The organism is Parasphingorhabdus sp. (assembly GCF_036964675.1).
GTDB lineage: Bacteria > Pseudomonadota > Alphaproteobacteria > Sphingomonadales > Sphingomonadaceae > Parasphingorhabdus.
Genome location: NZ_JBALTF010000036.1, coordinates 1 through 19,915 on the forward strand (window position 1 = coordinate 1; position 19,915 = coordinate 19,915).

Annotated in this window: 19 protein-coding genes; 12 read left to right on the forward strand and 7 right to left on the reverse strand. The window is 57.6% G+C overall.

The annotated features are described in order from the left end of the window. The 5 genes from V7665_RS07960 to gspM form a co-directional block, all read left to right on the forward strand. A partial coding sequence (locus V7665_RS07960; protein WP_335664002.1) for a GspE/PulE family protein occupies positions 1-539 on the forward strand: 539 nt, incomplete at its 5' end. Next, positions 532-1,764 (forward strand): type II secretion system inner membrane protein GspF, encoded by a 1,233-nt coding sequence (gspF, locus tag V7665_RS07965; protein WP_335664003.1) that lies wholly within the window; start codon positions 532-534, stop codon positions 1,762-1,764. The genes V7665_RS07960 and gspF, both read left to right, overlap by 8 nt. A gap of 21 nt (positions 1,765-1,785) precedes the next feature. Then, positions 1,786-2,259 (forward strand): type II secretion system major pseudopilin GspG, encoded by a 474-nt coding sequence (gene gspG / locus V7665_RS07970; protein ID WP_335664004.1) that lies wholly within the window; start codon positions 1,786-1,788, stop codon positions 2,257-2,259. A gap of 12 nt (positions 2,260-2,271) precedes the next feature. Continuing rightward, positions 2,272-3,396: a hypothetical protein gene (locus V7665_RS07975; RefSeq protein ID WP_335664005.1), complete on the forward strand. Its 1,125-nt coding sequence runs from the start codon at positions 2,272-2,274 to the stop codon at positions 3,394-3,396. After that, positions 3,393-3,866, forward strand: coding sequence for a type II secretion system protein GspM (gene gspM / locus V7665_RS07980; protein ID WP_335664006.1), 474 nt, complete (start codon positions 3,393-3,395; stop codon positions 3,864-3,866). The genes V7665_RS07975 and gspM overlap by 4 nt, the downstream gene beginning before the upstream one ends. 19 nt (positions 3,867-3,885) lie before the next feature. Here gspM and V7665_RS07985 read toward each other — a convergent pair whose 3' ends face one another. Both V7665_RS07985 and V7665_RS07990 read right to left on the reverse strand, forming a co-directional pair. Next, positions 3,886-4,971 (reverse strand): acyl-CoA desaturase, encoded by a 1,086-nt coding sequence (locus V7665_RS07985; protein ID WP_335664007.1) that lies wholly within the window; start codon positions 4,969-4,971, stop codon positions 3,886-3,888. A gap of 332 nt (positions 4,972-5,303) precedes the next feature. Continuing rightward, a complete protein-coding gene (locus V7665_RS07990) occupies positions 5,304-6,035 on the reverse strand; it encodes a hypothetical protein (protein ID WP_335664008.1) in 732 nt (243 codons plus the stop codon). A gap of 185 nt (positions 6,036-6,220) precedes the next feature. Here V7665_RS07990 and V7665_RS07995 point away from each other — a divergent pair, with 185 nt between their 5' ends. The 3 genes from V7665_RS07995 to V7665_RS08005 all read left to right on the forward strand — a co-directional run bounded on the left by V7665_RS07995 (position 6,221) and on the right by V7665_RS08005 (position 8,826). Continuing rightward, on the forward strand, positions 6,221-7,618 hold the full coding sequence (locus V7665_RS07995) for a cytochrome P450 (protein ID WP_335664009.1): 1,398 nt from the start codon (positions 6,221-6,223) through the stop codon (positions 7,616-7,618). Positions 7,619-7,721: 103 nt separating this feature from the next. Next, the gene (locus V7665_RS08000; RefSeq protein ID WP_335664010.1) at positions 7,722-8,363 is read left to right on the forward strand and encodes a hypothetical protein; all 642 of its coding nucleotides are present in this window, start codon (positions 7,722-7,724) and stop codon (positions 8,361-8,363) included. A 91-nt stretch (positions 8,364-8,454) separates the two neighbouring features. After that, positions 8,455-8,826 (forward strand): DUF4345 domain-containing protein, encoded by a 372-nt coding sequence (locus V7665_RS08005; RefSeq protein ID WP_335664011.1) that lies wholly within the window; start codon positions 8,455-8,457, stop codon positions 8,824-8,826. A gap of 40 nt (positions 8,827-8,866) precedes the next feature. Here the strand turns inward: V7665_RS08005 and uvrA are convergent, their stop codons facing one another. Together uvrA and V7665_RS08015 are read right to left on the reverse strand one after the other, a co-directional pair. Further along, complete coding sequence (gene uvrA, locus V7665_RS08010; protein ID WP_335664012.1) at positions 8,867-11,944, reverse strand: excinuclease ABC subunit UvrA; 3,078 nt, start codon at positions 11,942-11,944, stop codon at positions 8,867-8,869. A 153-nt stretch (positions 11,945-12,097) separates the two neighbouring features. Next, positions 12,098-14,140, reverse strand: a complete 2,043-nt coding sequence (locus tag V7665_RS08015; RefSeq protein ID WP_335664013.1) for a hypothetical protein — start codon at positions 14,138-14,140, stop codon at positions 12,098-12,100. A gap of 299 nt (positions 14,141-14,439) precedes the next feature. On the opposite strand from V7665_RS08015, the gene V7665_RS08020 reads away from it, so the two are divergent. After that, positions 14,440-15,060: a hypothetical protein gene (locus V7665_RS08020; RefSeq protein ID WP_335664014.1), complete on the forward strand. Its 621-nt coding sequence runs from the start codon at positions 14,440-14,442 to the stop codon at positions 15,058-15,060. A 100-nt stretch (positions 15,061-15,160) separates the two neighbouring features. Continuing rightward, on the forward strand, positions 15,161-15,778 hold the full coding sequence (locus V7665_RS08025; protein ID WP_335664015.1) for a hypothetical protein: 618 nt from the start codon (positions 15,161-15,163) through the stop codon (positions 15,776-15,778). Positions 15,779-15,813: 35 nt separating this feature from the next. On the opposite strand, the gene gmk is transcribed toward V7665_RS08025, so the two are convergent. Next, the gene (gmk, locus tag V7665_RS08030) at positions 15,814-16,482 is read right to left on the reverse strand and encodes a guanylate kinase (RefSeq protein WP_335664016.1); all 669 of its coding nucleotides are present in this window, start codon (positions 16,480-16,482) and stop codon (positions 15,814-15,816) included. A gap of 118 nt (positions 16,483-16,600) precedes the next feature. On the opposite strand from gmk, the gene V7665_RS08035 reads away from it, so the two are divergent. Then, a complete protein-coding gene (locus V7665_RS08035) occupies positions 16,601-17,719 on the forward strand; it encodes an AI-2E family transporter (RefSeq protein WP_335664017.1) in 1,119 nt (372 codons plus the stop codon). Positions 17,720-17,729: 10 nt separating this feature from the next. Here V7665_RS08035 and V7665_RS08040 read toward each other — a convergent pair whose 3' ends face one another. Next, positions 17,730-19,013, reverse strand: coding sequence for an MFS transporter (locus V7665_RS08040; protein WP_335664018.1), 1,284 nt, complete (start codon positions 19,011-19,013; stop codon positions 17,730-17,732). Positions 19,014-19,356: 343 nt separating this feature from the next. Between V7665_RS08040 and V7665_RS08045 the strand changes: the two genes are divergently transcribed. Further along, positions 19,357-19,635: a DUF2585 family protein gene (locus V7665_RS08045; RefSeq protein WP_335664029.1), complete on the forward strand. Its 279-nt coding sequence runs from the start codon at positions 19,357-19,359 to the stop codon at positions 19,633-19,635. Here V7665_RS08045 and V7665_RS08050 read toward each other — a convergent pair. Then, a complete protein-coding gene (locus V7665_RS08050) occupies positions 19,618-19,911 on the reverse strand; it encodes a hypothetical protein (RefSeq protein WP_335664019.1) in 294 nt (97 codons plus the stop codon). The two genes, V7665_RS08045 and V7665_RS08050, sit on opposite strands and share 18 nt — an antisense overlap. Between the last annotated feature and the right edge of the window lie 4 nt (positions 19,912-19,915).

Here is a 19,915-nt window from a genome sequence, read left to right on the forward strand (position 1 = left end):
TCGTGATGATCGGCGAAATACGTGACCGGGAAACAGCAGAAATTGCGGTGCAGGCCAGCCTCACCGGCCATCTGGTGCTCTCGACGGTGCACACCAATGATGCGGTCGGCGCGATCACCCGGATGCGCGACATGAAGGTGGAACCGTTTCTGCTGGCCTCGACCTTGCGCGCGGTGATTGCCCAGCGTCTGGTCAGAAAACTCTGCGAACATTGCCGCACGCCGATTCAGGCCGATGGCTCGCTGGCTTCGTTGCTCGGCTTTGACAATGGCACGGTGGTTTACCGCGAGACCGGTTGCGACCATTGCAGCCAGACCGGCTTTCAGGGCCGGATCGGCGTGTTCGAGGCGATCCGTATCGACGATACATTGCGCAAGCTGATCAATGATGGCGGCGACGAAGCCGCGATCACCGCCCATGCGTTCCGCAACCAGCCCCATCTGGGTGTCGCGGCGAGAGCGCTTGTCCGCGAAGGGTTGACCACACCCGAAGAAGCCATCCGCATATCCCGGCGCGAAAGCGAAGCGGTCGATGCCTGAATATGCCTATATAGCGATCGACCCCAAGGGTCGGGAGAAGACCGGTCGGCTGGCTGCGGCCAGCGATGATGCAGCGCGGGCGAAGCTGACCGAGCGGAATTTCTATATCGTCAGCATGGCAGCGGCGCAGGGCAAGCAAAGCAAACAGGGTAAGCAGGGCAAAGAATCTGCCGGTTTGTTCGGTCCGAAAAAGCTGACTTCGAAAGAGCTCACCCTGTTCACCCGGCAATTATCCTCGCTGGCCCAGGTCAGTCCACTCGAGGAAGCGCTGCGGCTGATCGGCAACCAGAACGAGAAACCGCATGTGCAGCAGCGGATCGCAACCGTCCATGGCGGGGTGATCGAGGGGCAGCGCCTGTCGGAGGCGATGCGCCGCGAGCCGAAAAGCTTTCCGCCGCTCTATCGGGCGATGATTGCCGCCGGGGAAAGCTCCGGCACTTTGCCCGACATCACCGAACGGCTGGCCGATCTGCTCGAGCGTCAGGCGGAATTGCGCGGCAAGCTGATCGGCACATTGGCCTATCCGATCGTGCTCGCTCTGGTCTCGATCATCGTGGTCGCGCTGCTGATGATCGCGGTGGTGCCCAAAGTGGTCGAGCAATTTGATGATGTGAACCAGCAACTGCCGATGGTCACTCGCATTGTCATCGGTATTTCCAGCTTTCTCGCCGACTGGTGGTGGGCGATTGCGATAATGATCGGACTGGCGCTGCTGATTGGCTGGCGCGCGCTGCAGGAGCCAAAACTCAAATATCGCTTTGACGCTTTCCTGCTGCGGCTGCCGTTCTTCGGGCGGTTGCTGCGCGATTTGCACGCGGCGCGTCTGGCGCGGACCCTGTCGACCATGGTCGCCAGCCGCCTGCCGATTATCGAGGGGCTCCGGCTGACCACCAATACCATCCACAACAGCGTATTGCGCAAGGCTTCGGAAGATATGGTGGAAGCGATTCGCGGTGGCGGAAGCCTGTCCACTGCGCTCAAAAATACCGGAGTTTTTCCGCCGATGCTGATCTATATGACTTCCAGCGGCGAAGCATCGGGACAGCTGGATGACATGCTGGCGCGGGCTGCGGGCTATCTGGAACGGGAATTTGACAATTTCAGTTCTACGGCCTTGTCCTTGCTCGAACCAATCATCATTGTAGCGCTTGGCGGTCTGGTCGCGGTGGTGATATTGGCAATATTATTGCCGATCTTGCAGCTACAGAATCTTGCCGGTCTATAGGGACGGAATGAAGGAATGAATATGACGACAGACATTGAAAATCCTGACGAGGCTTTGGCCCCGGAAGCGAAGCCGCAGCAAAAGCGCAATGGCTTCACTCTGGTCGAGCTGATGGTGGTGATTTTCATTCTCGGCCTGTTGACGACGATTGTGGTGATCAACGTGCTGCCCAGTCAGGATCGGGCGATGGTCCAGAAGGCGCGGGCGGATATTGCAACGCTCGGTCAGGCGCTGGAAATGTACCGGCTCGACAATCTCGCCTATCCCGGTTCGTCCGACGGATTGCAGGCCTTGATTGCGCCGCCGGCATCGCTGGCGACGACCGCACGCTATCGCCAGGGCGGCTATATCAAGAAGCTGCCCGACGATCCGTGGGGGCGACCTTATCAATATGACAATCCCGGCCGTCAGGGCCCCGGTTTTGATCTCTATTCGCTGGGTGCCGATGGCGCGCCGGGCGGCGATGATGACAATGCCGATATTTACGCCGAATAAGACCAGCAGCGCGTGAACCATAATCTTCTTCTGATTGCCTTCCCGACCACGGATGACGAGCCGCTCTTTTGGTGGCACGTCAAGGATGGCGCGGTACAGGCTTGGGGTTGTGATCCGGATCCGCTTATCGCTTCTCAGGCCTATGTGCCGGATGCGGCGCAAGGCGATGTTCGCGTGGTCGCGCTGGTGCCGTCGCATCTGACCAGCATCATGGGCCACGAGGCGATCAGCGGCGCCAATGAAAGTCAGGCGCTTGCCGCTGCGACCATGGCGGCAAAAGCGCAGAGTCTGGAAAGCGAGAAGGTCCATATCATCTCTGCCATTGATGGCGCGGGCGGGGTGGTCACGGCATCGGTCGGACGGGATATATTGTCATCCGGCCTAGTCCACCTGCAGGCGCTGAATATTGATCCCGATGCGATCATTCCATCGGGCTGGTTGATGCCGGTTGCCGGTGACGGCGCGGTTTCTGCGGATTTCGGTTTCGACCAGGTTGTGCGTGCGGATAATATCATCGCGATCGATGATCCTGTTTTCCGCGATCTTCTGTTTCCCGACCTGACCGTCAAGCCGATTACCGGCGATGATTTTGACGCCATGCTGGTCGGTGCTGCAGAAAAGCGCGATCTGAACTTTCGCAGCGGACCGTTTGCGAAAAAGACGCAGCGCGCGATGGACGCAAAGCAAAAGCGCCGGCTCGGCTGGATCGCGGTTGCGCTGGTGATTGTCTCGCTTGCCATTCCTTTGGTGCAGCTGGCCCAATATCATTGGGCGGCCAGTGCAGCGGATGAGGCGGCTTTGGCCGATGCGGCTGCCGTCGTCGGTGAGCAGGATAATCCCGACGCAGCCGAACGGGCACTGGACCAGCGGTTGATCGCCGAAAACCGCGGCAATATCATGTTCCCGGTTCCGGCTTCGGCGCTCTTTTCTGCCCTGCAACAGGTTCCGAACGTGTCGATCACCCGGATGGCTTATGGCGAAAATGGCATAATCTCGGCGACATTGTCGGCGGTCCGGAACGAGGATATCAATCCTGTCCTGCTGGCGATACAGGAAGCGGGCTTCCTCATCACGGCAACTCCGCGCACCGATGCCACGGGTTCGGCGCAGGCCGACATTACGGTGAGGGCACCATGATCGACAATGCAAGAAACTGGTTTGTCGGTCTCAGCCAAAGGGAAAAGATAATGGTCGGTATCGCCGGCCTGCTTTTGGCGGGACTGGTCGGCTACTATGGCATCGCGCGGCCGATGTTCGGCGCGATGACAGCTGCCGAAGAACGCTATGTCGGTGCGGTCGAGCGGCAGGTGCGGATCGATGCCAAGGTTGCAGCGCTCCAGCAGCCGGTGGATGGACAGGTGGCCAAGTTCAGCGGCGCGATCGACGCCTTTGTCGGCCAAAGCGCGGGTGAAACCGGGATCGCTGTGGCTTCTGTCACGCCGCAGTCTGACAGCCGGGTCAATATGGTGGTGGAATCGGCCAAGCCGACAGCGCTATTTGGCTGGCTGGCGCGGATTGAACGGGAGGGAATCGCTGTCGAATCGCTCAGCATCAACCCTGCTGGTAACGGAACAATATCGGCAAATTTGACCTTGCGGTCACATTAGCGGAACGACCCGCACCCTGTCACTCGGCGGGTTCGACATGATGCTGCTTGGTTGCAGGGAACATCACACCGCCATCGTCGGCTGACATGACTTCCGGTTCGGCCAGATCGGCTCTTGCGATTTTCGCTTCTTTCTGGACCCATTCGCCATTTGCATTGCGGATATAAGCGGGTGCCCGCTGGACGTTCCAGACCAGACCCATTTTTTCCCATGCATAGATGATCTGACCGTTCAGATCGAATTCCCACCAGGCAATTTTCGACGACGCGGCGCGCGGGTGCTGGTGATGGTTATTGTGCCATCCGTCACCAAAGGTCATCCATGCCATGAACCAGTTGTTGCGCGAGCCGTCCTTGGTCTTGAACCGCTGCGAGCCAAAGACATGGCCGATGCTGTTCACGCCCATGACGAAATTCAGGAAGAAGAAGTTGCGAAAAAAGCCGCCGATCAGGATGGTGCCGATGATATATTCCGGGCCTCCGAGGGCCAGCGCCCAGAGCGCTGGAAACACGATGCTGGAGAAAATGGCGATCGACCAGCGATGCTTGTGGCACCACAAGACCTGCGGATCGTCGATCAGGCCCTTGCCGTACACATTCATGTCCGATGTCGTATTGTCGAACAGCCAGCCGAAATGGGCGATACCAAGCCCTTTCCATTTCGACATTTTCTTGCCGTGGCCGTCGACATAGGGGCTGTGCACATCGCCGACATCATCGGAAAAAGCATGATGGCGACGATGGTCGGCCGCCCATTTCAGCACCGAAGCCTGACAGGCCATTTGCGCCATGATGCCAATTGCGAGGCGCATTATTGGTCCCGCTTCAAAGGCGCGGTGGGTGAAATAGCGATGATAGCCGATGCCCACGCCCATGTTGATCAGTGCAAAACCGAACAAGAAGGCAGACCATTCTACCCAGCCGGTGGAATGGAAGATGGTCCAATAAAGCGCACCGAGCGAGCCCAGCACCATCGAAGAAAGCAATATGCCATATTCAATGCGCTTCGCCCGCGCAGCCGGTCCGCCAATGATGACGCCATGCTGTGGATGCTTTTCCGACGGTGTATATTCATCGGGTTGAATGTCGCTAAATGCGGTTGCCATCGACCTAAATCCTAGAAAACTAACTCGGAACGCTAGGATATAGGCTATTTACGATGATTACAATTCTGTTAACCATTGGCACGCGCTTGCGGGGGAAAGCCGTCCGTTTTTGTCAAACTTGTTATGCCGTTTCGGCAGTTTGATGCGAATCCTGTGCATTTTTCCGCGTCGCAGCGATTCTTCAGTCACGGGGCAGCGGGGCGAGCATTTTCGCCGACATTGCCGATATGACGATCTCTCCGACATATGCGAAGCGCTGCAGCAGTGGCAGAAATGGCCGCGTTATTATGGCGTTGGACGGTTCACTATCGGCCAATAAACTTCATTGCGGGCTAGTCGTCGCTGAGCCGTTCGCGCGCGCTGCGGCTTGTTCTTGGCGAATAGCGGGGGCGTTCTGGACGCGTTGGTCGGGCGGTGTCAGCGGGTGGGGCTGCCGGTTGTGGTCGGGCTTGCGGCTGTTCGATGGCTTGGGTCGGCCGGCGGTCTGTCCGTGCTGTCCGGTCCCCGCGATCGCGAGCCGGGACGGCCTGAACAGGACTGTCGGGGCGTGCGGCCCTTGTCGCCGGGCGATTGGCGCGGTCGTAGCGGGTGCCGCTATTGTCGCGGACATTGTCATCATTGCGATAGTTGCCGCGCCTCTGGTCCCTTGTGCCGTCGCCGCGCCTGTAGCGTTGGTCGCGGCGCTCTGCCCGCGGTTCCCGGTTCGCGTTGCGCTCTCTGGCATATTGTCCGCCGAATGTGGCGCGCTGTCTGGCCCAATGGCGGCGGTCATTGTCGCGCATCGCATGGCGCCGACCGCCACGGTCGAAGATATAGATGCCATAGCCAGGATAATAATATTGATCATACCAGCCGCCGCCATAGCCGATATTGGCGAAGCCATAGCCATAGTCGCAGGCATAATAGTCGTCGAACGGCGCATAGGGATCGCAGTTATAACCGCTATTGTTGACATAGCCGTCGCCATAATAGCCTGTGCCACCATACATGCAGCCGCCGAGGCTCAACAAGACACCAGCGGCGACAGCAGACTTCAATAGCCGGGGCATCGTATAAATGGTCATGATCATTGCCTCAAATCGGCCCCGGCGGTGCCAGCCATGAAGGTCAGCCAGAAAGGGTCGTGTTTCGTTTTCTGTTGCACTTATCGCTAAGGCGTTGCGATTGAATAGCGTATGAATGGAGTGGCTTGCTGACATTAATGAAAGTAGCTATCAAGCGATTCAAACCTTAGTTCAGGAGCGCTCCCGTGGCCACAGTTGCAGCAAAACCGCATGGATATCCCTTTCAGGAATCAGCCAATCCGCATTGGGTGAAACGGCCGACCAAGGAACAGCTGGCACATATTCCGGGTGAGGAAGGTCTGCCGTTCCTCGGCTGTACGCTCGAGCTGCTGAAAGATCCGGGTGCCTTTGGACGCAGGATGTTCGAGCAATATGGATCGGTCTACCGGGCCTTCAGTTTCGGCGGATGGTCGGTCAACATGCTCGGTGCCGATGCCACCGAAATGGTGTTGTTCAATAAGGACAAGATCTTCTCGAGCGAACAGGGTTGGGGTCCGATCCTCAACAATCTTTTTCCGCGCGGCCTGATGTTGATGGATTTCGAACGCCATCGGGCGGATCGCAAGGCGCTGTCGGTGGCTTTCAAACCCGGACCGATGAAGCATCACTGTGAGGTGCTGGGCGAAGGGATATTGGAGCGGGTTGCCGATTGGGGCGGGACTGAATTCAATTTTTACCCGGCGATCAAATCCTTGTCGCTCGATACCGCTGCCAGCGCGATTCTTGGGATTCCCTGGGGGCCGGAAGCGGACAAGATCAACAAGGCCTTTGTCGATGAAGTTCAGGCTTCGGTTGGTGTGGCGCGCAAGCCGATTCCCTTTACCAAAATGTGGAAGGGCGTGAAGGCCCGCGAATATCTGCTCGAATATTTCACCCCGCAGGTGAAGGAACGTCGCGCCAAGGGCGGCGAGGATATTTTTACCCAAATTTGTCTGGCCACTCATGAAAATGGCGAACTGCTGACCGAAAGCGAAGTCGTCGATCACATGAATTTCCTGATGATGGCAGCGCATGACACGATTACCTCGTCGGCGACCAGCCTGATCTATCTGCTCGCCAAGCATCCCGAGTGGCAATACAGGCTGCGCGAGGAATGTTTGTCGGTTGCACCTGCGGGAACCGCGCTGACGATGGAACAATTGGGCAAGCTTGAACTGACCGAAATGGCGTTCAAGGAAGCGTTGCGGCTGATCCCGCCGGTTCCGTCGATGCCGCGCCGGGCGATCAAGGAATTTACCTTCCGCAATTACACCATTCCGGCGGGCACCACGGTCGGGATCAGTCCCAGCTTTGTCCACAAGATGGAAAAGCACTGGCCCAACCCCGACAAGTTCGATCCCTTGCGCTTCACGCCGGAAAACAGCGTCGGCCGTCACAAATATGCCTGGGTGCCTTTTGGCGGCGGCGCGCATATGTGTCTCGGGCTGCATTTTGCCTATATGCAGATCAAGATTTTGATGCACGCGATGCTGACCACCAACCGCGTCCTTCTGCAGGGCGGACCGGATTACGAGCCCAAGTGGCAGGTCTTTCCGATCCCGCAACCCAAGGACGGACTGCCGGTGCGGCTCGAGCGGCTCTAGTCGCCCTGTTCGCGCTGCTGGCCGGTCAGGATTGTTCCGGCCGACGCAAAAATTGACAGTCCCATGTTCGCGTGGCAGTCTTCAGGCTTGTCGGGGGGTAATCATGGGGCGGTTTCAATCAAAACGTAAATCATCCATCCGGCTGCTTCGCGCGGCAGCGGCATTGTTGCTGGCGGGGCTGGTGACGCAAGGATGCAGCGCGGAACCCGAGGCGGCGAACGAAGAAACAGCCGCCCTATTGCCCACACAGAATATCACCGCAGCGAGCTTTGGCTGTATCAGCGATCTGACCGCGGTCGACCGCTTTTTTGTCGGCAATCTCAATGGTGACCTCGATGCGACCGTCGCAGTGGCGAGCGCAGCGGAAGGCGGTGTCTATCCGGCGGGTTCGGTGGTGCAGCTGGTCCCGACCGAAGTGATGGTGAAGCGCGAAGCGGGTTTCAATCCGGTCACCAGGGACTGGGAATATTTTGATCTTGATGTCTCGGCGGCGGGAACAAAAATCCTGACTCGCGGGGCCGAAGAAGTGGTCAACCGGTTCGGCAACAGCTGTCAGGATTGCCACGTCAAGGCGGCGCCGCAGTTCGACCTGATCTGCAAGACCGACCATGGCTGTGACCCGATTCCGATCAACGATGTGATGATCCGCGCGCTGCAGAAGACCGATCCGCGCTGCGAAGCGCAGGCATTGACCAGCGAAGAAGCGGAGGGTCTGCAACAGCTGCAGGCGGCTTTGGGGGTTTAGAAATTATTTAGTGATTATTTTCGTCAGACTTGAGCTTGTTGAAACACGCCCGTCAACAGGCTCGCCACGAACAACATAGAGGAGAATATATATGGCCGCATTCCGCATCCTTTCCTTCCTGATTGGATTCATCCCGCTCTGGTTCGGGGTCAACGGCCTGCTATTCGGCGCGACGGAACATATGGGCGGGGACGCGTTCAGCAGCGCGATGGACAATCAATATCGCTATTTGTCCGGTGTCTATATCGGCGTCGCGTTGATGATTTTCTATAGCGCCGGCGATATAAGGAAACGGGCGATGCTGTTCCGTTTCGCGATGCTGTTCTTCTTCATCGGTGGCTGTGCCCGGGCTGTGTCCTATCTCACCGTTGGGCCGCCGCCGACCGAGCAATTTGCCGCAATGTTCGTCGAATTTCTGTCGCCGCTATTGCTGCTCTGGCAGGCGAAAGTGCTGCGCTATTGAGCTAAATATTCCGGGAACGGCCATTCCGTTCCCGTGAAATTCATTTCGCCAGCATGTCCTTCAGATAGCCGCCGGTGAAACTGGCTTTCACCTGAGCAACCTCTTCCGGCGTGCCTTGCGCGACAATCTCGCCGCCGCGCACGCCGCCTTCCGGGCCGAGGTCGATGATATGGTCGGCGGTCTTGATGACGTCGAGATTATGCTCGATCACGATCACGCTATTGCCCTGCTCGACCAGCTGGTGGAGCACTTGTAGCAGCTTGCGGACATCCTCGAAATGCAGCCCGGTGGTGGGTTCATCGAGAATATAGAGCGTCTGTCCGGTCGAGCGTTTGGACAGTTCCTTGGCCAGCTTGACCCGCTGCGCTTCGCCGCCGGACAGGGTGGTCGCCTGTTGGCCGACCTTCACATAGCCGAGGCCGACTTCATAGAGCATCGCCATCTTGTCGCGGATTGGTGGCACCGCCTTGAAAAAGCTGACCGCATCCTCGACTGTCATGTCAAGAATATCGGCGATCGACTTGCCCTTGAACTTCACCTCGAGCGTTTCGCGATTATAGCGTTTGCCGTGGCATTCCTCGCAGGTGACATAAACGTCGGGCAGGAAGTGCATCTCGATCTTGATCAGCCCGTCGCCGCGGCATACTTCGCAGCGGCCGCCCTTGACGTTGAAGCTGAACCGGCCGGGTTTATAGCCGCGCACCAGCGCTTCGGGGAGGCCGGCAAACCAGTCGCGGATATTGGTGAAGGCGCCGGTATAGGTGGCCGGGTTTGAACGCGGGGTGCGGCCAATCGGTGACTGGTCGATATCGATGATCTTGTCGCAATATTGCAGTCCGGTGATCTTGTCATGCTTGCCGGCAATCACCCGCGCGCCATTGAGTGTTCGCGCCGCCGCTGCGTAGAGCGTGTCGATGGTCAGCGAGCTTTTGCCCGAGCCACTGAGGCCGGTGACGCAGGTGAAGGTGCCGAGCGGGAAGGATGCGGTGACATTTTGCAGATTGTTGGCGGTGGCACCATGCACGATCAGCTTCTTGCCATTGCCCTTGCGCCTTTTGGTCGGCACTTCGATCTTCCGGGTGCCGTTGAGATAGGCAGCGGTCAGCGATCTTTTCGATTTCAATATCTGCTTGAGCGTGCCTTCGGCAACGACCTCGCCGCCATGGACACCAGCGCCCGGTCCCATGTCGACCACCCAGTCTGCGGTGCGGATCGCATCTTCGTCATGTTCGACGACGATCACGGTGTTGCCAAGATCGCGCAGCCGTTTGAGCGTGGTCAGCAAGCGGTCATTGTCGCGCTGGTGCAGGCCGATACTGGGTTCGTCGAGGACATAGAGCACGCCGCTCAGGCCCGAGCCGATCTGGCTGGCGAGACGGATGCGCTGGCTCTCGCCGCCCGAAAGCGTGCCGCTGGTCCGGTCGAGATTGAGATAGTCGAGGCCAACATTGTTGAGGAACCCGAGCCGTGCGATAATTTCCTTGAGGATCGGTTCGGCAATCTGGCTCTGCGTCTTGTCCAGTTTTGCGCCCAATGCTTCGAAAAATTCCAGCGCATCGCCGACGCTGCGCCGGGTGGAAATACTGATATCCTCGCCGGCGATCTTGACCGCCAGCGCTTCCGGCTTGAGCCGCGCACCGTGACAGGTTTCGCAGGGAGCAGCGGCCTGAAACTTGGCCAGCTCTTCCTGCATCCAGGCGCTTTCGGTCTGCAACATGCGGCGCTTGAGATTGCCGACGACGCCCTCGAAAGCTTTCTTTACCTCATAGGATTTACGCCCGTCCTGGAACCGCAGGGTTATCGGCAGGCCCTGGGTGCCGTTGAGGATGACATCCTGATGATGCTCGCTCAGTTCGTTCCACGGGGTTTCCAGATCAAATTCGAAATGCCGGGCGATACTGCCCAATACCTGCATATAATAAGGCGAGGGCGGATTTGATTTTGCCCAGGGCACGATCGCGCCCTTCTTGATGCTCAGCTCCGGATTGGGCACGATCAGCTGCGTGTCGAAATGGAGTTTCTCGCCGAGACCGTCGCAGGACGGGCAAGCGCCTTGCGGGGCGTTGAACGAGAATAGCCGCGGGGCGATTTCCTCGATGGTGAAGCCACTGACCGGGCAGGCGAAGCGTTCGGAAAAGACAATCCGGTTCGGTGGCAGGCCGGTGCCCTTCATCTTGCCTTGCGGGGTGTCCGGATTTTTTCCGTTTGCCTCGAGCGACGTCGAGAGGCGTGTCTCGACTTCGCTCGACACGAACGGTGTTTGTGTTTCGGCGACGCCCGGTCCTTCGACAGGCTCAGGACGAACGGATTTTTTTGTCGAACTGGCGTCTTCACTCTCCGTTCGTGCTGAGCCTGTCGAAGTACGATTGGCGAGCGCCAGAGCCTCCTCGACCGTGCCATCGGCGAGGTCAACAAAAGCCAGCCCGTCGGCCAGCCGCAGCGCGGTTTCGAAACTGTCGGCGAGCCGCTGCTCCATGCCTTCGCGCACCACCAGACGGTCGACGACCACCTCGATGTCATGCTTGACCTTCTTGTCGAGCTTGGGCGTTTCCTCGATATCGTAAAATTCGCCATCGACCCGGACGCGGGTGAAACCGGCGCTCTGCCACTCGAGCAATTCCTTGCGATATTCACCCTTGCGCCCGCGCACCACCGGGGCGAGCAGGAAGAAGCGGGTTTTCTCGGGCAAGGTCATCACCCGGTCGACCATCTGTGACACGGTCTGCGCGGTGATCGGCAGGCCGGTCGCGGGCGAATAAGGCACCCCGGCGCGCGCCCAGAGCAGGCGCATATAGTCATAAATCTCGGTCACCGTCGCGACGGTCGAGCGCGGGTTGCGGCTGGTGGTCTTCTGCTCGATCGAGATCGCCGGCGACAGGCCCTCGATATGCTCGACATCAGGCTTCTGCATCATCTCCAGAAATTGCCGGGCATAGGCGCTAAGCGATTCGACATAGCGCCGCTGCCCTTCGGCATAGATGGTGTCAAAGGCGAGCGAGGATTTGCCGGAGCCGGACAGGCCGGTGATGACGATCAGCTTCTCGCGCGGTAGCTCGATATCGACGCCCTTGAGATTATGCTCGCGGGCGCCTTTTACTTTAATGTGGGTTAAACTCATGCGCGTGCTTTGCCGAAGATGCCGGAGAGAGTCCAGCGGGTCGAAAGGACAGGGTGGTCTGCGCTATATGTTCGATGTTTGTTCTTTTTACAAGTCCGGAATCGTCAATGCCTCGGAAAACGGAAAATAGTGACAGATTATTTTGCTATTTTGCTATTTGTTGCGACCGATTGTTTTAAAAACCGCCCGATACCGGTCAAAAAAACCAACCATCTCCGGCGACCGCTTGCTCTTCATGTCGCAGAAGAATTTGCGGTTCCATCCCTTCGCAGTGCCTAAGTGGATCATTGCATAGACATAGGCGAGTAACCCGGCGGAGAAGGCGAAGGCTGCGCCGATGCCCGCCGCCGCCCACATGACCGCCGCGAGCAACGGGTAGGCCAGCACCGGAAAACTGATCGCCTTGCGATAGTTGAAGATCGCCTTGCTCTCTCTGGTCGGCAGACCGAATTTCCCGACCAGCGTCGAGGTGAAGGGCAGGCGGTTGTGGATTATGGCTGCCGGTATCTTGACCCACCAGGGGACGGGCGCGAGCAATATCGTGCCGAGCGCGAGCAGTTCGAAAAACGGGTAGCGGATCACCAGCAGCGCCAGCACCTTATAGTCATGATATTGTTTCGCGGTATGGGCGATCAGATCTCCGACGCCTTCCACTGCGTAACGGCCTTTTTCGCGGAAGCGGAAGACATTGTTGGGGAACATATAATATTTCATTAGCCCCTTGATGCCGGGCGTATCGCTGCGCTTCGGCCGGATGCCGAGTAGTTTCGCGACCTCGTCGGTAAAGGTGCCATACCAGACCAGATGGTCGGTCTTTTTCTCGGGCCGGTTGGCATAATAGGTCGCATTATAGTCGCTGATCCGCTGGTCGATATTGGTGTTGATACTGTCGCGAAATTCCGGTTCTGCGATCATCCGGTGGACCAGCAGGCATTGCATCTCGCTGATATTGTTGAGCCCGCCGGTGAACGGGCGGGTGAAACCGATGGTGTAGATATTGTCGAGTCTGGGTGAAATCACGCCCATGAACTGCTCGCGGGTTTTATAGGCGAACGCGGCGGGTTCGTCCCCACCACTGCCGCCGCCATGCACGCGGATTTCGGGAATCGCCGGTTCTTCCTGGTCGCCGTCGATGATCATATCGAAGGCCGCGCTTTCGCCATCTTCGCTGATCAGCTTCGCCTCATGATCGATTGAGGCCGCGGTCTTGTCCCACAATTTTACATGGCCGTGCTCGAGGAAGAAGGGCAGGTCATTGATCAGATAGCCGTCGCGGATCTTCTGCTCCAGCGTCTCCTCGCAATAGAGTTTGTAGACATCGATCGGCCAATATTTGATTGCGATATGGCCATTTTCGACCGGCGCCTTGGCCTTGAAAAAGCTGCGGATATCCTTGTGCGGCCGGATGCTTTTGGGATGGCGCACGCCGAGGCTGTTGCGATCAAATAGCCGAGCAAAGCGATGATGGATCAGGCCGTGGATATAGCCGCCGTCGATAAAGGCGCGGTAGCTCCATTTGCTGATTTCGGAGAAATTGTGACATTCCAGCTGGTCGAGCGGCACGAAGCGCGGGCCGTCGTCGAACGGCGAAAAGGTCGCGAACATCTTGTCGAGCATGATGAAACCGTTGGTGACCAGATGCACTTTCGCGCCATAAGCGACCAGCTTGGCGATCAGCAGATTGGCGCTGTCGCCGGTGGAGGTAATCGCCACGCTCTTGCCGGCGAAACTTGCGTCGATGGTGAGTTGCTTCAAATTGGCGTTCATTTTCCGCCGGAAAGCGGTGGCGACCACGACATGCCGGGCGCGAAATTGCTCGCCATTCTCGAGATGGACGATGCTGTGATCGGGGTGATTGTCGATACTGCCGACGCGTCCGTGGTGGATGCGGTCGGCATAGCGCGCCGCATATTTCTTGTGGACCGCGTAAAATTCGCGAGCGGTTGGAAAATTGTCCTGGAAACCCTCGCCTTGCTCTTTCAGCATCTCGACCAGCTCGAACGAATAGATACTGCTCTGTAACGAGCTTACCAGATCGAAATCCAGCGCATCGGCGGCTTCTAGCTGCTGCCAGATCGGGGTCATTTCCGACACCATCAGCCAGCTGATGCCGCTGGCGTCCAGTTCGCGAATCAGTGGCATGGTGGAAAAACCGCCGCCGACGATCAGAACATCAATTTCATGCGCTTCCACCATTGTCGCTCCCTGTTGCGATCCGCCGCTCCTGCCTTTGGTAACCGGTCGCGGCAGCAAAACCAACGGTCTTTTGGCGGCATGTGTGACCGGCGTTCAGGCGGGCTTCCGGGCAGGTGCACAGAATGCAACGGACTTGCCTTTTCATCGACGGTCAATTGCCGTTGGTCGAAGGAAATCCGGAGCGGCCCGCCGATATGCTATCCAGTCGGCAGCTGGGTGAAGATCCTGAATAGCATATGGCTATCGGGTCGCATCGAAGCTCGAACATGGGGGATGGTGTCAGGATGCGGATATGCAAAATGCTCGACCGGGATATATTGCCTACCGCATGGGCAAGCTCCGATTCCCGGGAAAGCAGGTCTCGCGCCCGCCCCCTATTGGGCGCGGCCATTGCAACGCTGCTGGTGCCATCCCCTTTGCTTGCCCCCGCTCAGGCGCAACCGGTGGCGAGCCCCGTCGCCCAGCCCGCTCCGGCCTGTGCCACCGACGATCACCGGGCTTTTGATTTCTGGACCGGCGTCTGGGACGTGACTGCGGCCGGGCAGGATCAGCCCAGCGCAGTGAACCGCATATCGCGCGAACATGCCGGTTGCGTCCTCCGCGAGGATTATAGCACCAAAGGCGGTTATACCGGCATGAGCATGAGCTTTTATGATGCCGCTCGGAACAAATGGCACCAGACCTGGATGGGCGCGGACGGTTCGGCTCTGTTCATCGAGGGCGGGCTGAACGAGCGGGGCGAGATGGTGCTCAGCAACCGCAACACGCCTTATTATCAGGAAGGCATGGCGATCAACCGGATCACCTGGACACCCCGGGCGGACGGCAGCGTGCGACAGCATTGGCAGACGTCATCCGATGATGGCGCAAGCTGGTCGACCATATTTGACGGGCTTTATGTCAGGCAGGCGACCGACTGACCGGACAGCACGCCGCCTGACGATCGCGACGATGTCTGTTGAAACTTTGTCTCGATGGCGATAGAACGACAGGCGGGGGTCCTCAGTGAAAGGACTGGATATGTTGCAACGAAAAATATTCTTCATCAGTGCGCTATGGGCAGGCTTGTTTTTCAATGGCACCGCGATGGCGCAAGAAACCAACGCGGACTGTGACGGGGCCAAACAATATCTGGCTGAGCAATATAGCCGGTCTGATCCTGAAAATAATGAAAAATATTACAAAATCTGGTCGAGTGCGCAATGTGTGAACTACCGGAAAAAAGCCGAATTATCGGTTGATTCAGCCATAGCAGAAAATGAACAGCTTATCAGAAGTCTGAGCCAGGATTATGACGCGCAATTGGCAAAAATTCCAGCAATCTGCCAACCGATTGTCGACAAACGGTGGTCCGAAGCTTCCGAGAAATTCAGATCAGAGCAAAAAAAGCCGGAACTTCTGACCTCGTGTATCCGCAACCAATCCCATGCGCTGCGCGCAGAATATTTGAATCGCCTGAACGAAGAGTCCGAAGCGCAATTTCTTGAAAAGCAGCGGCTGAACCTTGAGCAGATTGCCGCAGACAAAAAAGCTGATGCCGAGCGGAAGGCCGCCTATGAAATGAAAATGGAAGAATGGCGCGATGCCGTGAGGCGTTGCAAGGCCGGTGAAATCCAATATTGCTCGCCTGGCTATTGAGGCAATGAAGACCTGTATCGAGTCCGGCGGCTATTTTATTCGGCCATCAAATCCCTGACAAAGCCGATCAGACCGGTTTGCCGTGAACGCCGCATCCGTTCGGTGGCGAGAATCTGCTTCACCTTGGCAAAACAGGCGTCGAGATCGTCGTTGATCAGGACATAGTCATAGCCGTCCCAATGGCTGATCTCGCTGGCGGCACGCTGCATCCGGCTCTCGATAATCTCGGGTGCATCGGTGTTGCGGCTTTCCAGCCGGTTGCGCAATTCATCAAGCGAGGGCGGCAGGATGAAGACCCGCACGACATCCTGGCCGGCGCGCTGGTATAATTGCTGCGTGCCCTGCCAGTCGATATCGAACAGCACATCCTGTCCGTCTTCCAGGCTCTGATTCACCGGTATGGCTGGCGTGCCGTAACGGTTGCCGAATACCGTAGCATATTCAAGGAAGCTGTGATCGGCGACCATTTCTTCAAACTGGTCCCCGCTGACAAAATAATAATCTCTGCCATGTTCCTCGCCGGGACGTTTCGTGCGCGTGGTGACAGAGACCGACATGGCAATCTCCCGATCCGCTTTCAGCAACATATGCGCCAGCGTCGACTTGCCAGCGCCCGAGGGAGATGACAGCACGAACAGCAGACCCCTGCGGTTCAACTCGCGGTGATCATTGTCGATATTCTGGGAAGATATATTCTCGGCCATAGCGGCTATTGGCCGAGAAGGGCGCTCGGCGTCAAGATGCTTGTCGCGATGTTTTTCTATCAGGCTTGCTTGTAATCATGCTGATGACAGTCTGGCAAAATCCGGCTATCCCAAGATCATGATCCAGGGACGTGTCAGCACTATATTCTACGCGATCGGCATTACCATCATGGTTGGCTGGTTGTTTTACGTCGGCAAGGACATCATCCTGCCGATCGTGACCGCCGTGATATTGCTGCAGATTCTCTATGCCGCCAGCGCCACCGTCGCCCGTATTCCGGGACTGGGCCAAACGCCACTGTGGTTGCGCGCGACGCTTGCCCTGATCGGGGTATTGGCGCTGCTTTTTGCGATGACCCGGATGCTGGTGGCCAGTTTGCAGAATCTCGTGCCCTCGCTGCCGGTCTATCAGCGCAATCTGGAAAATCTGTTTGCGGCGTGGTTCCCCACCCCGGTGAATGATGGGATCGGCCGGCCGGAGATATCCGAACTCATGGCATCGCCGGCGGCGATATTTGACCGGGGCACGGAAGCGGTGGCCAAGGCGATCAGCGAATTTGCGACGCGATTTTTTACCGAGATCGATATCGCCGCGCTTGCCCAGTCGCTATTGTCGTCGCTGACCAGCTTTGGCGGATTTGTCTTCATCACCATATTATATGCCTCCTTCCTGCTCAGCGAGATCACCGGCTTTCCGGAAAAGGTGCGCCGGGCTTTTGGTTCGGACAGTGATTCCACCGACACGCTAAACATGATCACCCGGATCAACCATGATATTGGCAGCTATCTGGCGACCAAGACGCTGATCAATATCATTCTGGGCGTTATCTGCTGGATCATATTGCTGGTGTTGGGCGTGGAATATGCCGCGCTGTGGGCGATCATCATCGGCCTGCTCAACTATATCCCCTATATCGGCTCTTTTGTCGGTGTCGCTTTTCCGGCGCTATTTGCCGTGGCCCAGTTCGGCAATCTGACGATTCCGTTGATCGCCACAGGCCTGATGACGACGGCGCAGGTGATCATCGGCAATGTTATTGAACCAAAGATGCTGAGCAAGTCGGTCAATCTCAGTCCGATGGTGGTGCTGGTCTCGCTGGCGATCTGGAGCAGTCTGTGGGGCATTCCCGGCGCAATATTGGCGGTACCCTTCACGACCATATTGATGATCGTGCTGGCGCGCCGACCCGGTACAAGGCCGATTGCGGCGCTGCTCTCCAGCGATGGCAATATCTAGGTTCAGGGTCCTAGCCGGGGGTTAGCGGCGGTTTCATCAAAAAGGCGGCAATCATTCCGGCGACCAGCAAGCCGATCGCGATGGCAAAGGCGATATCATAGCTGCCGGTTGCCTCGAAAATATAGCCCGCCCCGGCTGGTGCCGCGGCAGCAAAAGGCAGCATGACCGGAGCCAGCACCGAATTTATGATCGGGAAAGCGCGTTCGCCGTAATAATTTCCCGTCACCACCGGCCCGAGTACGAGCAATCCGCCATAGCCTGCGCCAAATAACATGCCCATGGCCGAGAGCAGCAGGATACCATGGCCGAGCCAGAAGCCCGCCATGCCGAAGGCCATCAGGAAAATGAACCCGAATACCGCCCAGCGCAACTCGAACTGGTCGCCCAGCCAGCCGGCCGGAATGCGCGCCAGGCCGCTGCCCAATATCGCCAGCCCGAGGATGGAAGCGGCTTCCAAGCTGGAGAGTCCGTTGTCGGTGAGATGCAATATCCCGTGGTTGAGCAGGAAAAAGAAAGTGCCCAAATAGCCAAGCGTGATCAGCATGACGAGATAGAGTGTCGGCGTCCGGATGATCTGTGTCATTGTCCAGTCATGGTCGGTCCGATGGGTTTTGGGCCGCAAACCTCTGGCTAGCGGATCCCGTGCCGCCAGGCCCGGATCGACATTGTCGGGAAACTGACCGATATCCTGCGGCCGGTTGATGACAAATTGCGCGGCAATCAGGGCGATGATCACCATGGCAGCGGCAATCAGCCAGGCGGCGCGCCAGCTGTCGAACTGGTCCATCATGGTCGCCAATATCGGTTGCGCCAGGGCGCCACCCAAAGCGCCGCCAGTCATGACAATACCGATGGTGGTCGACCGTTTTATATTGAACCAGCTGATCATTGCGGTTTGCGAGCAGATCGGGCCGGTCAGGGCAAAGGACAGGCCCATGACGCCGCCCCAGATCATGATCCACTGCCAGATCTCGGTAACGACGGAAACCAGCAACAGCAGTCCGGAAAGCATGACCAGCAGCCCGATGGTGACCGTCCGGCGGACGCCATATCGACTGAGCAGAAAGCCGGTCAGCGGATAGGCCAGGCCGAGCATCATCAGGGCGATCGACTGCGCCAGCGACGCCGTGCCGCGGTTCCAGTCCATCGTCTCGACCATGACCGGGAAGACTACCGAATAAGCGAAATAGACAAAGCCGGAAGCAGCGAACTGGATGAAGAAGAACAGGCTGACATTGTTCCAGCCATAGAATTTACGAGGCGATAGCCCGGATCGTGCGGTGGTTGCCAACATGCTCTCCTTGGCCGCTCTATATGGGCGGCTTTTGAACAGCTTACAGCAATGTCAATTGCAATCAATATTGCAATTGGGGGGATTGAACCTGCTCAGCGAAATTTGGGCTGTGAGGAATTACCGGTGGATTGCGGAGAGGCTGGAAACAATGCCTTGAATGCAGAATCTGGTCCAAAGTTCGTCAAAGTTCGGGCCAAGGACGCGCTATTTTGCGTCATGTTGGATGGATTGTTGCGGATGTAGGAAATTTTGTTTCGAACGGTCGGGTGGCAAGGGGATGGCTATATCAACGCGATCTCAATTTAGTGTATTTAGTAAACTGTCGCGGTGATTCCCCGTCATCATCGACCGATATCGCGAAGCAACCATTTTCTATGGCTATGAAGGCGATTTTATCATCAACTCGATGGCCGATATTGTCTGGATGACGGTCAGTTTCTTTCTTGCCTCACGCCTGCCCTGGAAGGCGACGCTGGCGATTGCCGTGATTTTTGAGCTTTTTACCGGCTATATGATCCGCGACAATCTCGCGCTCAATATCCTGATGTTCACGGTTCCCATCGAAGCGGTGAAGGATTGGCAGGCGGCGGGCACCGGCTATTGGCTAACCGGGAAGACGTAAAACCGGTTCTGATGTGGTTTCGTCCTTTTCCGGAACCGGGCGGCCTTCTATCTCGATAACCGCTTCGGATGCGGGAAGCATCTCGGCTTCTTTCTTCTCATCATAGATTTTCTTCGCGATCAGGGCCCCGCCCACCAGCAGCGCGCCAGGGATCGACCGGGTGGCGATGCGGGCGGCGAGCATGCCGAGGCCGAAGTTGCGCAAGCCATGACCTTTGGTGTGCTTGCGGGCTTCGTATCCCACTGCGGTGGTGAATATATTTCTGATTATCGACATGTTG

Bases quoted from the DNA above. Each gene is read 5' to 3' on its own strand.
- gspG (WP_335664004.1), top strand. From the start codon at position 1,786: ATGACGACAGACATTGAAAATCCTGACGAGGCTTTGGCCCCGGAAGCG.
- V7665_RS08005 (WP_335664011.1), top strand. From the start codon at position 8,455: ATGGCCGCATTCCGCATCCTTTCCTTCCTGATTGGATTCATCCCGCTC.
- V7665_RS08015 (WP_335664013.1), bottom strand. From the start codon at position 14,140: ATGGTGGAAGCGCATGAAATTGATGTTCTGATCGTCGGCGGCGGTTTT.
- V7665_RS07985 (WP_335664007.1), bottom strand. From the start codon at position 4,971: ATGGCAACCGCATTTAGCGACATTCAACCCGATGAATATACACCGTCG.
- gmk (WP_335664016.1), bottom strand. From the start codon at position 16,482: ATGGCCGAGAATATATCTTCCCAGAATATCGACAATGATCACCGCGAG.
- gspM (WP_335664006.1), top strand. From the start codon at position 3,393: ATGATCGACAATGCAAGAAACTGGTTTGTCGGTCTCAGCCAAAGGGAA.
- V7665_RS08035 (WP_335664017.1), top strand. From the start codon at position 16,601: ATGATCCAGGGACGTGTCAGCACTATATTCTACGCGATCGGCATTACC.
- V7665_RS08040 (WP_335664018.1), bottom strand. From the start codon at position 19,013: ATGTTGGCAACCACCGCACGATCCGGGCTATCGCCTCGTAAATTCTAT.
- V7665_RS08025 (WP_335664015.1), top strand. From the start codon at position 15,161: ATGTTGCAACGAAAAATATTCTTCATCAGTGCGCTATGGGCAGGCTTG.
- gspF (WP_335664003.1), top strand. From the start codon at position 532: ATGCCTGAATATGCCTATATAGCGATCGACCCCAAGGGTCGGGAGAAG.
- uvrA (WP_335664012.1), bottom strand. From the start codon at position 11,944: ATGAGTTTAACCCACATTAAAGTAAAAGGCGCCCGCGAGCATAATCTC.
- V7665_RS08050 (WP_335664019.1), bottom strand. From the start codon at position 19,911: ATGTCGATAATCAGAAATATATTCACCACCGCAGTGGGATACGAAGCC.
- V7665_RS08020 (WP_335664014.1), top strand. From the start codon at position 14,440: ATGCTCGACCGGGATATATTGCCTACCGCATGGGCAAGCTCCGATTCC.
- V7665_RS07990 (WP_335664008.1), bottom strand. From the start codon at position 6,035: ATGACCATTTATACGATGCCCCGGCTATTGAAGTCTGCTGTCGCCGCT.
- V7665_RS08000 (WP_335664010.1), top strand. From the start codon at position 7,722: ATGGGGCGGTTTCAATCAAAACGTAAATCATCCATCCGGCTGCTTCGC.